The sequence below is a fragment of the Enterococcus sp. AMC1623 genome (assembly GCF_058216495.1).
This window is the reverse complement of record NZ_CM177096.1, coordinates 2514094-2528362: the sequence shown is the minus strand read 5'-3', so window position 1 is coordinate 2528362 and position 14269 is coordinate 2514094. Positions and strand designations below refer to the sequence as shown.

Annotated in this window: 16 protein-coding genes; 7 read left to right on the top strand and 9 right to left on the bottom strand. The window is 36.4% G+C overall.

The features are described from left to right. The first annotated feature begins 6 nt into the window (after positions 1 to 6). Positions 7 to 462 (top strand): helix-turn-helix domain-containing protein, encoded by a 456-nt coding sequence (locus AC4BC7_RS12145; RefSeq protein WP_490502985.1) that lies wholly within the window; start codon positions 7 to 9, stop codon positions 460 to 462. 75 nt (positions 463 to 537) lie between these two features. Here the strand turns inward: AC4BC7_RS12145 and AC4BC7_RS12140 are convergent, their stop codons facing one another. From AC4BC7_RS12140 to AC4BC7_RS12125, 4 genes are all read right to left on the bottom strand, one after another. After that, a complete protein-coding gene (locus AC4BC7_RS12140; RefSeq protein WP_490502984.1) occupies positions 538 to 1656 on the bottom strand; it encodes a PIN/TRAM domain-containing protein in 1119 nt (372 codons plus the stop codon). 79 nt (positions 1657 to 1735) lie between these two features. Continuing rightward, entirely contained in the window at positions 1736 to 3106 is a 1371-nt protein-coding gene (gene radA, locus AC4BC7_RS12135) for a DNA repair protein RadA (protein WP_207941908.1), read from the bottom strand. Positions 3107 to 3117: 11 nt separating this feature from the next. Continuing rightward, positions 3118 to 3621, bottom strand: a complete 504-nt coding sequence (locus AC4BC7_RS12130) for a dCTP deaminase/dUTPase family protein (RefSeq protein WP_207941907.1) — start codon at positions 3619 to 3621, stop codon at positions 3118 to 3120. 223 nt (positions 3622 to 3844) lie between these two features. Continuing rightward, entirely contained in the window at positions 3845 to 4822 is a 978-nt protein-coding gene (locus AC4BC7_RS12125) for a P1 family peptidase (protein WP_490502983.1), read from the bottom strand. 261 nt (positions 4823 to 5083) lie between these two features. On the opposite strand from AC4BC7_RS12125, the gene proB reads away from it, so the two are divergent. The 3 genes from proB (at position 5084) to AC4BC7_RS12110 (ending at position 7408) form a co-directional block, all read left to right on the top strand. Beyond that, the gene (gene proB / locus AC4BC7_RS12120) at positions 5084 to 5884 is read left to right on the top strand and encodes a glutamate 5-kinase (protein ID WP_207941905.1); all 801 of its coding nucleotides are present in this window, start codon (positions 5084 to 5086) and stop codon (positions 5882 to 5884) included. Between the two features lie 2 nt (positions 5885 to 5886). Further along, on the top strand, positions 5887 to 7131 hold the full coding sequence (locus tag AC4BC7_RS12115; protein ID WP_490502982.1) for a glutamate-5-semialdehyde dehydrogenase: 1245 nt from the start codon (positions 5887 to 5889) through the stop codon (positions 7129 to 7131). A gap of 76 nt (positions 7132 to 7207) precedes the next feature. Continuing rightward, positions 7208 to 7408: a hypothetical protein gene (locus AC4BC7_RS12110; protein ID WP_490502981.1), complete on the top strand. Its 201-nt coding sequence runs from the start codon at positions 7208 to 7210 to the stop codon at positions 7406 to 7408. Positions 7409 to 7454: 46 nt separating this feature from the next. On the opposite strand, the gene AC4BC7_RS12105 is transcribed toward AC4BC7_RS12110, so the two are convergent. Next, positions 7455 to 8147 (bottom strand): PASTA domain-containing protein, encoded by a 693-nt coding sequence (locus AC4BC7_RS12105; protein WP_490502980.1) that lies wholly within the window; start codon positions 8145 to 8147, stop codon positions 7455 to 7457. A 174-nt stretch (positions 8148 to 8321) separates the two neighbouring features. Here AC4BC7_RS12105 and AC4BC7_RS12100 point away from each other — a divergent pair, with 174 nt between their 5' ends. Further along, positions 8322 to 8819 carry an FUSC family protein gene (locus tag AC4BC7_RS12100; protein ID WP_207941901.1) on the top strand — a complete coding sequence of 166 codons (498 nt, stop codon included), beginning with the start codon at positions 8322 to 8324 and terminating at the stop codon, positions 8817 to 8819. 37 nt (positions 8820 to 8856) lie between these two features. Here AC4BC7_RS12100 and AC4BC7_RS12095 read toward each other — a convergent pair whose 3' ends face one another. Continuing rightward, positions 8857 to 9675 carry a ZIP family metal transporter gene (locus AC4BC7_RS12095; protein WP_490502979.1) on the bottom strand — a complete coding sequence of 273 codons (819 nt, stop codon included), beginning with the start codon at positions 9673 to 9675 and terminating at the stop codon, positions 8857 to 8859. A gap of 141 nt (positions 9676 to 9816) precedes the next feature. Here AC4BC7_RS12095 and AC4BC7_RS12090 point away from each other — a divergent pair, with 141 nt between their 5' ends. Further along, positions 9817 to 10089 carry a hypothetical protein gene (locus tag AC4BC7_RS12090; protein WP_207941899.1) on the top strand — a complete coding sequence of 91 codons (273 nt, stop codon included), beginning with the start codon at positions 9817 to 9819 and terminating at the stop codon, positions 10087 to 10089. 111 nt (positions 10090 to 10200) lie between these two features. After that, positions 10201 to 11823, top strand: a complete 1623-nt coding sequence (locus tag AC4BC7_RS12085) for an ABC-F family ATP-binding cassette domain-containing protein (RefSeq protein WP_490502978.1) — start codon at positions 10201 to 10203, stop codon at positions 11821 to 11823. Between the two features lie 37 nt (positions 11824 to 11860). Here the strand turns inward: AC4BC7_RS12085 and AC4BC7_RS12080 are convergent, their stop codons facing one another. From AC4BC7_RS12080 to AC4BC7_RS12070, 3 genes are all read right to left on the bottom strand, one after another. Beyond that, entirely contained in the window at positions 11861 to 12505 is a 645-nt protein-coding gene (locus tag AC4BC7_RS12080; RefSeq protein ID WP_207941897.1) for a VTT domain-containing protein, read from the bottom strand. Positions 12506 to 12656: 151 nt separating this feature from the next. Continuing rightward, the gene (locus AC4BC7_RS12075; RefSeq protein ID WP_207941896.1) at positions 12657 to 13481 is read right to left on the bottom strand and encodes a PTS system mannose/fructose/sorbose family transporter subunit IID; all 825 of its coding nucleotides are present in this window, start codon (positions 13479 to 13481) and stop codon (positions 12657 to 12659) included. After that, positions 13481 to 14269 (bottom strand): PTS mannose/fructose/sorbose/N-acetylgalactosamine transporter subunit IIC, encoded by a 789-nt coding sequence (locus AC4BC7_RS12070; protein ID WP_207941895.1) that lies wholly within the window; start codon positions 14267 to 14269, stop codon positions 13481 to 13483. Before AC4BC7_RS12070 ends, AC4BC7_RS12075 begins: the two co-directional genes overlap by 1 nt.

The following is a 14269-nucleotide window of genomic DNA, read 5'->3' as shown; positions in this document are numbered from 1 at the left end:
ACGGAGGTGAGTCAAATAGATTTTCATAAAATACTTAAAGAGGAACGAAAGAAGCACAACTTATCGCAAGAAGAATTAGCGAACCTCTTAACTATCAGTCGACAATCCATCTCGAAATGGGAACGAGAGAAAGGCTATCCCACAATTGAAACATTGATTCAATTAAGTGACATATTTAACATTACAATTGATGAGTTTTTGAAAGGAGATGTTTATTTGAAAAATAAAATTATTACGGACAGCAAAAAGCTTAAATATCCTAAATTAAAGACTTTTTTTGATACTGTCACTATGCTTGGTTTATTATTAATTGTCGCCAAAATTGTCCTGTTTATTTTTACAAAATTAACTACGGTTGAATTTTCATTTTTGTCGGGATCAATTGTTTATTCATTTGGACCATTGGCACTGATTGTTATCGGTTCAATCGGTACAGATATTTTCAGCAAAAAGTATCAATAAAAATAAACGATCCGAACAATAGAGAACCTGCTCTTCATTCTCTATTGTTCGGATCGTTTTATCTTTATTTAAGTCTTAATTTTCTGGGTTATCGATTCCGCGACCAGAATGAGCAGGTTTCGCAAAAATCATTCGTCCAGCAGCGGTTTGTAGAGCGCTGGTCACGATAACTTTAATTCGTTCATTCATATAATGTTGTCCGTCTTCTACGACAACCATCGTGCCATCATCTAGATAAGCAACTCCCTGTTGGCGCTCTGTTCCGGCTTTTACGACCAAGACTTCCATCGCTTCACCAGGAATGACGACAGGTTTTACTGCATTCGCTAAAGCATTAATATTTAAAACAGGTACATTTTGAAATTCTGCCACTTTATTTAAATTGTAGTCGTTCGTTACCACGACACCATCTAATAATTTTGCTAATCGTAACAATTTACTATCCACTTCAGTAATATCTTCAAAATCACCATCGTACATCTCAACGGTAATGCCTTCTTCTTTTTGTAACGCATTTAAAATATCTAAACCACGACGTCCACGAACGCGTTTTAAACTGTCACCTGAATCAGCAATATATTGTAATTCATACAAGACAAAATTCGGAATCATGATAACGCCTTCTAAAAAGCCTGTTTTAGCAATATCATAAATTCGTCCATCGATAATAACACTTGTATCTAAAATTTTGTATTTATGAAAAGAATCTTCTAATTTACGATCCAACAACTGTTGCTCTGTTTGTGGTTCGGCTTTTTTATTTTTTGAACCAAAGATTTTTTTCCACTCTTCAATACGTGTTGTTCCAATTTGAAAACCTAAATAGCCCAATAAACACATGACTAAAATCGGCGCCACACTATTAACAAAAGGGACACTCCAATTATACAACGGGATAGAAACAATTACCCCGATAATTAAGCCAATAATCGTACCAATCGCCCCAAATAATAGGTAGGTCAGACTAAATTCACTTAATTTTTTTTCGATTTTTTTAATCCCAGCTGAAATTTGGTTTACCACTAGCAAAGAAAATAAATAGAAAATAATTGCACCTAATAAGCTATTGGTAACCGTATTATTTAGCCAGTCATTATCTGCTTGACCAATAGTATTCCAAGCAAGTGGTAATAAAGATACACCAATACTTACTCCGGCAATGACCATTAGCACTGTAATGACACGTTTTTGCATATTCCATCCTCCAATTCTCATTCAGTATGTATTCATTTTCTCATACTGAATGAGTTTAATCTACGTTGTTTTATTTTTCTTAACGAAAAACCCGTTTTAATGCTTCATCTAATGTCGCTACACCGACTACCTTAATTCCTTTAGGCGGTTCCCAATTGACTAAGTTGTTTTTGGGAACATAGACTTTTTTAAAGCCTAATTTTTGTACTTCTTTCACTCGTTGCTCAATTGCATTTACTCGGCGAATTTCACCGGTTAACCCAATTTCACCAATAAAACATTCGGTTGCTTCCGTTCCTTTTTCTTTATAACTCGAAGCAATACTAATCGCAATCGCTAAATCAATGGCTGGTTCGTTTAATTTCACACCACCAGCTGCTTTTAAATAAGCATCTTGATTTTGTAACAACAATCCGGCACGTTTTTCCAAAACTGCCATAATCAGCGAGACACGATTAAAATCGAGGCCGGTAGTAGTTCGTTTGGCATTTCCAAACATCGTAGGAGTCACCAAGGCTTGAATTTCTACTAAAATCGGACGACTGCCCTCCATGGCAACGACAATTGCTGAACCTGTCGCGCCTGCTAAACGTTCTTCAAGAAAAACTTGTGAGGGATTAGCGACTTCTTCCAATCCACCTTCACGCATTTCAAAAATACCAATTTCATTCGTTGAACCAAACCGATTTTTGACTGCTCTTAAAATACGGAAGCTCTGGTGTTGTTCCCCTTCAAAATACAATACAGTATCCACCATATGCTCCAACATTCTTGGACCAGCAATCGATCCTTCTTTCGTCACATGACCAACGATAAAAATCGCAATGCCGTTTGTTTTGGCAATCTTTAAAAGTTCTGCAGTGGTTTCACGCACTTGGCTGACGCTTCCGGCAACGCTACTAATATCTGGTTGAGTCATTGTTTGAATCGAATCGATAATTACATAATCGGGTTCTAAACTTTCAATCGCTCGGCTAATATCGTGCATATCTGTTTCTGCGTATAAATAAAATTCATTATCCACCACGCCTAAACGTTGCGCACGCATTTTAATTTGTTCGGCACTTTCTTCGCCCGAAACATACAACACTTTCCCACCTGTTGCGGCAAGCTGCTGTGAGACTTGTAATAATAGTGTCGATTTACCAATCCCTGGATCACCACCAAGTAAGACCATTGAACCAGGAACGACACCGCCACCTAACACGCGATTTAATTCACCTAGTTGCGTTTGCACACGAGGTTCTTTTTTGGGAATAACATCCGCTAATTTCGTCGGTTGCATTTTTTGCCCAGTTAATGTCGTACGTGTACGACGATCAGACGTATCTTGAATTTTTTCTTCTACCATTGAATTCCAGCTACCGCATTGCGGACATTTTCCTAAATAACGAGGAGAAATATAGCCACAGTGCTGACATTCAAATTGGGTTTTTGCTTTTTTTGCCATCTTGTCCTCCTTTATTTATCAGAAGAACCAAACCCGCCTGTACGTTCTCCAATTGTTTCGTCTTGATCGGCTTTTAAAAATGGTAAGAAAATCCCTTGACCAATTCGTTCACCTTTTTTAATCGTGACATCACGTAAACCAAAATTCGTAAATTGGAACATGATATGGCCTTCATTTGCTTCATTATTATAATAATCGCTATCAATCACGCCTACCCCATTACTTAAAACTAAGAAACGTTTCAACGGATTGCTAGAGCGATTGGCTAATTGTAAAAATTCTTCATCGCCCATGTAAGCTTTAATCCCTGTCGGTACTAATACCGGTTTGATTTTCTTTTCAACTGCTTGATTGTTCCCAATGCTACGTGAGAAAAATTGTTTCCAAATGCTCGGAATCACGACATCTGCAGCAGCTTCAAAATCATAACCTGCTGCATGATTGGTTGCTCTTATAGGTAAATTGATTGCTTGTCCTTCAAAACTTGTTACACGTTCAAATCCTCGTTTTTTCATCATAAACCTCCAATAAATACTATGCCTATTTTAACATAAGTTCGCATAAAAATTGAAAGTTAATGGTCTAGATATTAGCTTACTCAAAAAATACGAAGAAAGTTTGTTTCTTCTGTTGAGAAAATTTAAAATTATTGGACATTTCTCGCCTAAGTATGGCAGCACACGAAATAAGATGAATGAAAGGGTGCTTTCATTCATCTTATTTCTACTATAAAGTTACTTAAATCAACTGTAAAAACTCAGTATCGGAAAGGGTGGTGTTTTCGATTGCCTTTAAGATGGCTTCTGAAAGTACATTCGCTGCTAACGTACCAACAATATTCAAATCCGCCGCCACTTCTCCTAGTGAAAAGGTGTAAATTGCATCGCCGTCTGCCATCGTGTTGACTGGTCGCACGGAACGAGCCAAACCAGTTCGCGCTATGGCAGCAATTCGATTCATTTCAGGTGCTGAAAATTTTCCATTCGTAAAAATTGCTGCTAACGTAGTATTAGCGCCGTTGGTTAATGCTTGTTGCGCTTGAATCATGAGTTCATCTGTTGGCAAAAAATCGCTGCGGTTGGGTGTCACTACTCCTGCTACTTTCTCTCCCGTTTGATAGTTAAAAATATCGCCAACTGCATTAACAACAACCATGGCGCCAATTTTCAGTTCTCCCACTTGAACCGCAAAATAACCAATGCCCGCTTTTTGACTTTGCTGCATGCCACATAGTTTTCCAACTGTTGCACCAGTTCCCGCACCAACATTTCCAGAAAGTGGTTCTTCAGCCTTTTCAGCCGCAACACAAGCCGCATAGCCCATGTCAGCATCAGGACGGATTTTAGAATTTCCCATATTTAAATCAAAAATACACGATTGAACGACTAAAGGAACCACGGCATCCACTACCGTATAGCCTACGTTGCGCTCTTCCAAATAACGCATAACCCCATCTGAAGCGGCTAATCCATAAGCAGAACCACCTGAAAAAACTAGTGCATTGATTGATTTATCATCTGTTAATGGTGATAATAAATGAGCTTCACGGCTTGCCGGCCCACCGCCACAAATATCTAAACCTGCTGTATTCTTCGCTAACAAGGCAACAGAGACTCCCGTCATGCCGTCTTGATTCTCAACTTGACCAAAACGCACGCCTTCAATGGTACTGATAGGAATAATTTTCCAGCTAAGACTTTTTGTATTTTTTTCCATAATTTGCTCCTGCTTTCCTCCAATTTTTTTAGATGTTTTTGCCATGACTAATTATTTAGTTTAATTGTAAGCAACTTTTCTTTATTTCGCTAGCGATATTTTGTAGAATTGCTCCTAACCAATATTTTGGTATAATTTTTAGCAAAGGATTTTTCCTCTCACATTTACTCTCAATTTTTCTGAATTTTGAAAGAATTTACATGACGAAATACCTTTTTGCTAGTACAATAGAAGCACTATATAAACTAAAAGAGGTAGCTTATGCGAAAAAATTTATACAAAGCCGAACGTATCGTCATTAAAATTGGAACCAGTTCCTTAATCTACCCCAATGGCAATATTAATTTAGCTGGTATCGATGAATTGGCTTTTGCATTAACAGATTTAAGAAATCGTGGGAAAGAAGTCATCTTAGTTTCTTCTGGTGCTGTTGGTGTGGGGATGAATAAATTAAATATGAATCGTCGTCCTGCATCGATTCCTGAACAACAAGCAGTCGCAGCAGTCGGACAAGCTGAGTTAATGTCGATTTACGGTCAACGCTTTGGAACTTACAGCCAACAAACAGCGCAAGTTTTATTAACTCGAGATGTAATTGAATTTCCTGAGAGTCGCAAAAACGTAGTGAATACCTTGGATCAATTGCTAAAAATGGGCATTATTCCGATTATTAATGAAAATGATACGGTCGCTGTCGATGAATTAGACCATACCACAAAATTTGGCGACAATGACCAACTTTCAGCCATCGTATTGCAATTAATTGATGCGGATTTATTAATTATGCTGTCAGACATTAATGGCTTTTATTCAGATAATCCCGCTACGAATAAAGAAGCGAAGTTATATTCTCGCGTAACTGAAATCAATGATGATTTATATTCTCGTGCAGGTGGAAAAGGCAGTCAATATGGCACAGGTGGCATGTATAGTAAACTAAAAGCTGCGCAACGCGTCTTGGAAAATCATAGCGCGATGGTTTTAGCCAATGGCAAACGTCCAAAAGTTATTTTTGATATCGTCAATGGAGAAGAGATTGGAACATTCTTTAAGGAGGAATGAATATGACAGATTTACACACATTAGGTCAACAAGCAAAAGAAAGTGCGTATCAACTCGGTTTATTAGATACTGCCACAAAAAATCAATTGTTGGAAAAAATGGCAGATGCACTTGAAGCAAATATTTCTGTGATTTTAGAAGCCAACGAGCAAGATTTAGCAAAATCAGATGATTATGGCATCAAAGAAACCATGAAAGACCGTTTACGTCTAACAGAAGACCGTATTAAAGACATGGCAGATGGGATGCGACAAGTCGTTCAATTACCAGATCCAATCGGTGAAGTGGAAAAAATGTGGAAAAATGCAGATGGTTTGATGATTGGACGCCAACGTGTTCCTTTAGGTGTTATCGGAATTATTTATGAATCACGACCAAATGTCACTACTGATGCAGCAAGTTTATGTTTCAAAACAGGGAATGCTGTCATTTTACGTGGGGGAAAAGAAGCCTTTTATTCAAATCAAATTTTAGTGAAAATTTTGCAAGACACACTAATCACCAATGATTTTTCGCCTTATGCGATTCAATTTATTGATGATACCTCACATGCAGTAGCTAACGAATTGATGCGTTTAACCAAATATTTAGATGTATTAATTCCTCGCGGGGGTGCTGGTTTAATCCAACGTGTGAAAGAAACTGCGACCGTTCCTGTAATTGAAACTGGAACAGGTAATAATCATGTCTATGTGGATAAAGATGCACAATTACAAATGGCACTAAACATTACAGTCAATGCCAAAGTACAACGCCCTTCTGTCTGCAATTCGATTGAAACCTTATTAGTTCATCAAGATATTGCTGAATTTTTCTTACCAGAATTAGCGGAAACATTAGATGGAGAAGTTGAATTGCGAGGCGATGCACGTGCTCAGCAGTTCTTACCACATGCGATTTTAGCTACTGAAGAAGATTGGGCAACTGAATATTCGGACTATATTCTTGCCGTTAAAGTGGTAGATTCTATTGAAGAAGCCATTGCGCATATTAATCAATATAACACGAAGCATTCTGAAGCAATTGTCACTGACAATTACTTCGCTTCACAAAAATTCTTAAAAGAAGTTGATGCAGCTGCGGTTTATGTCAATGCTTCTACACGTTTTACAGATGGGTTCGTCTTTGGTTTCGGTGCAGAGATTGGAATTTCTACCCAGAAGCTTCATGCGCGTGGACCAATGGGCTTACCAGAACTAACCTCAACGAAATACATTGTCTATGGAGATGGTCAAATTCGCGGATAATCCTTCTTAAGACGGATGTTTTTCCTGTTTCTTTTTGATAAATTAAGTACAAGAAGAAAAACAGGAGGAAAAAATGATGAATAATTCGACAGTATCAAATATTATTAAGTTAGTGGTTGGTTTGATTATCGCAAGTTTCGCTATTAAGATTCTTTTATCCTTAGTAGGTGGCTTGTTCTATGTAGCGTTTAAATTTGGTATTCCTTTATTAATCGCCTTCTTCATTGTCCGTTGGTTAACCGGATCTAGAAGAAGTCATAACCGTCGATCTTACTAATAACATTCAGATAAAAAACAGCTGACTTTTTGAAAAGCCAGCTGTTTTATTTTTTCTTTTTAAAAAAGAATGATTTTTTGGGAACTACTGTTTTAGGTGTTTTTTCTGCTAGTAATTTTTTACTTTGATTCACTACATAATCGTTCACATAATACAATTGAATGATACTACCTGCTTTGACATATTTATGAAACAAATCCAATTTAGGGTCGGAATCGACGACAATATTTTCATGTGTATACGCATATTTTTTGTGTGGCGTAGCTAGTTTTAAGACAGGTTTTAACCCCACATTTAGTAAAAAATCTTTGGCTTCATCCACATGCATACCAATCATATCTGGCAATTCACGTTGCCGTGATTCTGAAATGACTTGTTCATTGACATAATACAGCTTAATTAATGAGCCAATTTTCGCTGTTTTTCCTTTAGGTGCAATGGCGACCACTTCGCCATCTATTTTATTTTGATATTTTTTATTAGGTTGGACTAAAACTTCTTGTGTAATAAATCCTAGTTTCTCCAAAATATCTTTCGCCCGTGTAACATGCAATTCAATGACTTCTGGAACATCTTTGTATAATTTTTTATTTTCACGTCGGCTATCTAACTCTTTGGAAATAATTGGTGCTGTCTCTTCAATTGTTTTATTAATTAATTCTGTAGAATCAGGAATAATTCGTAAGACTTTTCCTATTGGTCCGAGAAGTTTCCCAATACGACCTGTTTGTTTTCCCATCTTCCTTCCTCCTATTAAGAAAATCCGTTCTCATTGTTATTATATCAAAGAATAGCTAAGACAACACTTGAGACACGTTGCCATTGTCTTGATTAGAAGTCTAGTTTTCATTTTATCTTCAGGAAATTTATTGCTATACTACCAATTATCTAACAAACAACGGAGGAAGTTTTTTTGAAAATCGGGTTACGCACTATCAAAACTGGACTAAGTGTCTTTATTTGTATCTTAATTAGTATTATTTTTCATCGAGAAACGTATGTAGTAGCTGCACTTACGGCAATTTTTACTTTACGCGAGGACATGATTAATACCTTAAAATTTGGCAAACATCGCGTAGTTGGCAATACTTTTGGTGCCATGTTTTCCATTGTTGCGATTTTTCTTTTTAAATTATTTGGCGATGGGAAAGAAATCCAACTGATCATTATGCCGTTATTAATTATTTTTATGATTTCTCTGCTGTCTCATTTCGGTTATCAAGAAGGAACAGTCGGTGCATGTGCCACACTCTTAACAATTTTGTTTATGATTCCAGAAACAGAATCGTATCACTATGCGTTTGCTCGCGTAGTAGATAGTTTTATCGGAATGTTTGTAGCAATCGGTGTAAATCAGTTATTACCCAATCGAAAAATGCTAAAAGACTTGGAAAAACAGTTGAAAAACTGAATTCCAAGTCTTTTTTTCGACCCTGTTAAGCATTTTTTTATCCCAACGCCACATCTAAAATCATCATAATGACAAAACCTAACATCGTCCCAAATACGCCAAAATGACGTCTAGTAGGTGATGAAAGTTGGGCCTCTGGAATTAGTTCTTCGACAACGACATAAATCATTGCACCGGCCGCAAAAGCTAACGCATAAGGCAAAATCATCGTCATTTTGGTCACTAATAACGCACCAATCACCCCAGCAATCGGTTCAACCAATCCTGATGCTTGCCCATGGAAAAAAGCTTTGGTTCGACTTAACCCTTCTTGTTGTAAAGGAATCGAAACTGCCGCTCCTTCTGGGAAATTTTGAATTCCAATTCCGATTGCTACTGACAATGCGGCTAAAACGGCAGCTCGAGGGTCACTAGCGTTGGCGGCTGCACCAAACGCTACACCGACAGCTAATCCTTCTGGAATATTGTGCAGTGTAATTGAGAAAACCAACAAAATAGTTCGCTTAAAATGACTCGGTATGCCTTCTGGTTGCTCATTTTGTCCAAAATGTAAATGCGGTAAAATTTTATCAGCGACATATAGAAAAATACCACCTAAACCAAAGCCAATACTCACAACTAACCATGGAATATCGCCATTTTCTGTTGCTCGCTCAATCGCTGGATCTAATAACGACCAAAAACTTGCTGCAATCATTACGCCCGAAGCAAAACCTAACATCGTACTTAATACGTTGCGGTTAATACTTTTAAAGAAAAAAACCAATGCGGCACCTAATGCTGTCATAAAATAAGTAAATCCTGTGCCTACTAATGCTTGTTGCCAAGGTTGTAAACTTACTAACCAATCGACCATTTTTTTCCTCCACTATTTTTAATCAATGATATCGCTTTTATTTTAAGGTTAACCAAAAGAAATATCAAGGAAAGGGGGTAAAATACTTGATTATCTTCAATAACAAAACCTGCTATACTAATAAAAAAAGAGGAAAATGTTATGTTGCGAAAAATAGTGACTGTTGGGTTAGCAGTTTTAGTTATTGCAGTTGTTTGGATTCCTATGACACGAACATTTCTCGTCGGATCGGCATTCGGTGATTGGTTCGCAATTATTCTGTCACTCATCTCTGGTGTCATTTCAATCGTTTCTTATAAGAAAGAAAAATCACCGATTCATCTCACCACCTTGATTATTAGTTTCAGTCCACTGATTTTTATTGTCCTGTTTTTTCTATTAATTTTATTTAAACTCATTCCGTTTGCGCCTTGAAAAAATCCATGAAATCGTGAATTCCAACGCAATACCTTGAAACTTTTGACTATCACCGATATAATGCTAGGAGACCTTGGTCTAGAATACATGTAAAAGTGAGGAAAAGAATTGATTACAGTAAGTGATGTTAGTTTGCATTTTTCAGATCGCAAACTTTTTGATGATGTGAATATTAAGTTTACACCCGGAAATTGCTATGGTTTGATCGGTGCAAATGGTGCTGGTAAATCAACCTTTTTAAAAATATTATCCGGAGAAATCCAACCGTCAACAGGAAATGTTGCCTTAGGTCCTGATGAACGTATGGCTGTTTTAAAACAAAATCACTTTGATTTTGAAGAATACACAGTCATTGAAACAGTCATTATGGGACATAAACGACTATATGATGTAATGAAAGAAAAAGATGCCATTTATATGAAAGAAGATTTTAGTGATGAAGATGGTATCAAGGCTGCTGAATTAGAAGGTGAATTTGCTGAATTAAATGGTTGGGAAGCTGAACCAGAAGCTGCTGTTTTGCTTCAAGGATTAAATATCCCAGAAGAATTACACCAACTACACATGAGCGAATTAACTGCTGGACAAAAAGTGAAAGTCTTATTAGCACAAGCTTTATTTGGTCAACCAGACGTTCTATTACTAGACGAGCCGACCAATGGATTAGATATTCAATCAATTGCTTGGTTAGAAGAATTTTTAATTAACTTTGAAAATACAGTTATTGTCGTTTCTCATGACCGTCACTTCTTAAATAAAGTATGTACGCATATGGCTGATTTAGATTTTGGTAAAATTAAATTATATGTCGGAAATTACGATTTCTGGTTAGAATCAAGTCAATTAGCTGCGAAATTACAGTCACAATCAAATGCCAAAAAAGAAGAACAAATCAAAGAATTACAAGAATTTATCGCACGATTTTCTGCGAATGCATCAAAATCAAAACAAGCAACTTCTCGTAAGAAAATGTTAGATAAAATTACCTTAGATGACATCCAACCTTCTTCTCGTCGTTACCCATTCGTTGGTTTCAAACCAGAACGTGAAATCGGCAATGACTTGTTACAAGTAGAAAATGTTAGTGTGACAATCGATGGGAAAAAAATCTTAGATAACATCTCATTTACCTTAAATAAAGACGATAAAGTAGCTTTTGTTGCTAACAATGATATTACGACAACTACATTATTTAAAGTGATTATGGGCGAATTAACTCCTGATACAGGGACTGTTCGTTGGGGTGTCACAACAAGTCAATCGTACTTACCAAAAGATCCTAGTGCAGAGTTTGATAACAACTTGACTATTTTAGATTGGTTACGCCAATATGCCAGCAAAGAAGAAGACGATAATACGTTCTTACGTAGTTTCTTGGGAAGAATGCTATTTTCTGGGGATGAAGTCTTGAAAAAAGTCAACGTCCTATCTGGAGGCGAAAAAGTGCGTTGTATGTTATCAAAAAATATGCTTTCAAAAGCTAACGTTTTAGTTTTAGATGATCCAACCAACCATTTAGACTTAGAATCAATTTCTGCTTTGAATGAAGGTTTAATGGCGTTTACTGGCTCATTATTATTTGCTTCACATGACCATCAATTTATTCAAACTTTGGCTAACCGCATTATTGTGGTATCTGCTAATGGAATTGTGGATCGTGCAGAAACAACGTATGATGAATTCTTAGAAAATGCTGATTTGCAAAAACGTGTCGCTGCGTTATATGAATAAAAAAAGGGTTAGTGAATACGAGATTCACTAACCTTTTTTATTGTGCTTGTCTTCTAGTTTGCCAACCTTTTGCCATCGAAATTAGCATCGGCAATAAAGAAACAAAAATAATTCCTAACATAATCATTGAAAAATGTGCATTGATAAAAGGAATGTTTCCTAAGAAAAATCCTGCCAATGTGGCTAATAACACCCAACAACAGCCACTAATCACATTATAAAACATAAACGTACTGCGATTCATCTTAGTTGAACCAGCAATAAATGGTACGAATGTTCGAATAAATGGTAAAAATCGACCGATGAAAATGGTATATTTTCCCTTCTCATTAAAGAATTCTTCCGCTTTTTGCAGTTCTTCCGCTTTGATAAAACGTGATAATTTTCCTTCATATAAGGCATGTGTTCCAAAGCGACGACCCAAACTATAGTTAATCGTATTTCCTAAAATTGATGCTACAATACAAGTTATCAAAATCAAAGGTAAACTCAAACTATTACTAATTGCAGCTAAAGCTCCTCCTGCAAACAACAAAGAATCTCCCGGTAAAAACGGAAAAACGACTAAACCTGTTTCAATAAATAAAATAGCAAATAATAACGGATAAATTCCCGCACCATATTGTTGTACTAAATATAGTAAGTGTTCATCCACGTGCAAAATAAAATCAATAATAATCATCTTATCCCATCCATTTTTTCATAGTTTCGTTTCACTATTTTTTATCATACCATTTTTACCAAAAAAGAGCAGATGAAAAGACAAATCGTAAGAAATAATCAAAAAAATCTGTTCTAAACACTCGACAAGTGCACTAGAACAGATTTTTTGGTTATAAAATGCCGAAGTATTTCAAGAAAACAGTAATGACCATTATACATAGAATAATCGTAGCTGCATGTTTTCCATTTGTTTTTTTCAAAATACGATACACAATAAATGTAACCAATAGACTTAAAACAGAGGGCATAATTTTATCTAGCATATCTTGTACAGCAATAACGTTCTCCCCAACTTCACCGGTCACGCTCGAACCTACTGAAATTTCAAGGGGGGTCGCAACCTTAATAACAGAAGCAATTAAGGACCCTACCACCATCAAACCAACAACATTTGCCATAGATGAAATTCGTTGAATAATGTTACTATCTTGATTTTCATTTAAAAATTGAATGCCTTTTTTATATCCATAGATAACTGCGTAATAACGACCTACCATGTTGACGATATTATACATGATAAACATAAAGATAGGTCCGATAATACTCCCACTCAAAGCAAATGAAGCACCAATACTTCCTACAATTGGAACCCAAGTAAATTTCACTAAACTATCGCCTAGTCCAGCTAAAGGACCCATCAACCCTGTTTTTAAAGGATTAATCCCTTCTTTTTCGTCTGGACCAGTAGATTCTTCCATTGCTGCAGTTAGACCTAAAATAGCTGCATCGCCATTTACATGTGAATTATAGAACACAGTATGACGAATCATTGCTTCTCGCAATTCTTCTTTATCAGGATAAATTTTCTCTAAAGCCGGCGCAATTGCTCGCATAAAACCTACACCTTGAAGCGTCTCATAATTTAAAGGAATACGCATGGTGTTTAAACGCATAAACATTACCCAAAGATCTTTTTTTGTCAGTTTTTGCTCCATTATAAATCATACTCCTCTTCCTCTAAATTGGATGAAACAGCTTGAACGACTTGTGGTTTTTGAATGGCTAAATCATAAATATAAGCAATAACGAGTGCAATTAACGTAATTGGCAAAACATCTAGATTGATATACGATGCCAAAACAAAGCCTAAAATCAAAAACAACCACATCTCTACTTTTTTAATCATAGACATCATTAATAGCGCAATACCAACAGCTGGAATAATCTTACCTGCTGTTCCTAAACCACTAATAATAAATTCCGGTAATAAATCAATCACTTTTTGAATTGCACCTGCCCCAAATTGTAAAGCAATAAATGTTGGTAAAGCTCTGGCAACTCCTGTCAAAATTGCTGGAGGATATATTAGCCATTTGGTTCCTTTTACATCAGCATTATCTGCTAAACGCTGTGCCCAACCATTTAATGAGACATTGACTGTTTCAATTAATACCAATAATTGTTGCGCTAACAAAGCGGTTGGTACAGCTAAAGTTACCGCAGTAGCAACTGTAGTTTCTAAATTTCCATCTCCACGACTCATAATGGCTAAAGAGGTACTAATTAATGTACCAGTGATAATATCTGGTGCCATATAGGCGCCCACATTTCCAATTCCCATCCACATAATTTCTAATGTAGCACCAATCGCTAATCCAGCTTGAACATCCCCCAAAATAAAGCCAATAATTGGCGCTAATAAAAGTGGTCGACGAAATAATTTTGTACTCACATCGTCAATCCCAACGAAAAAAGCAAAAACTGTAATAATAAACGTTGTCAT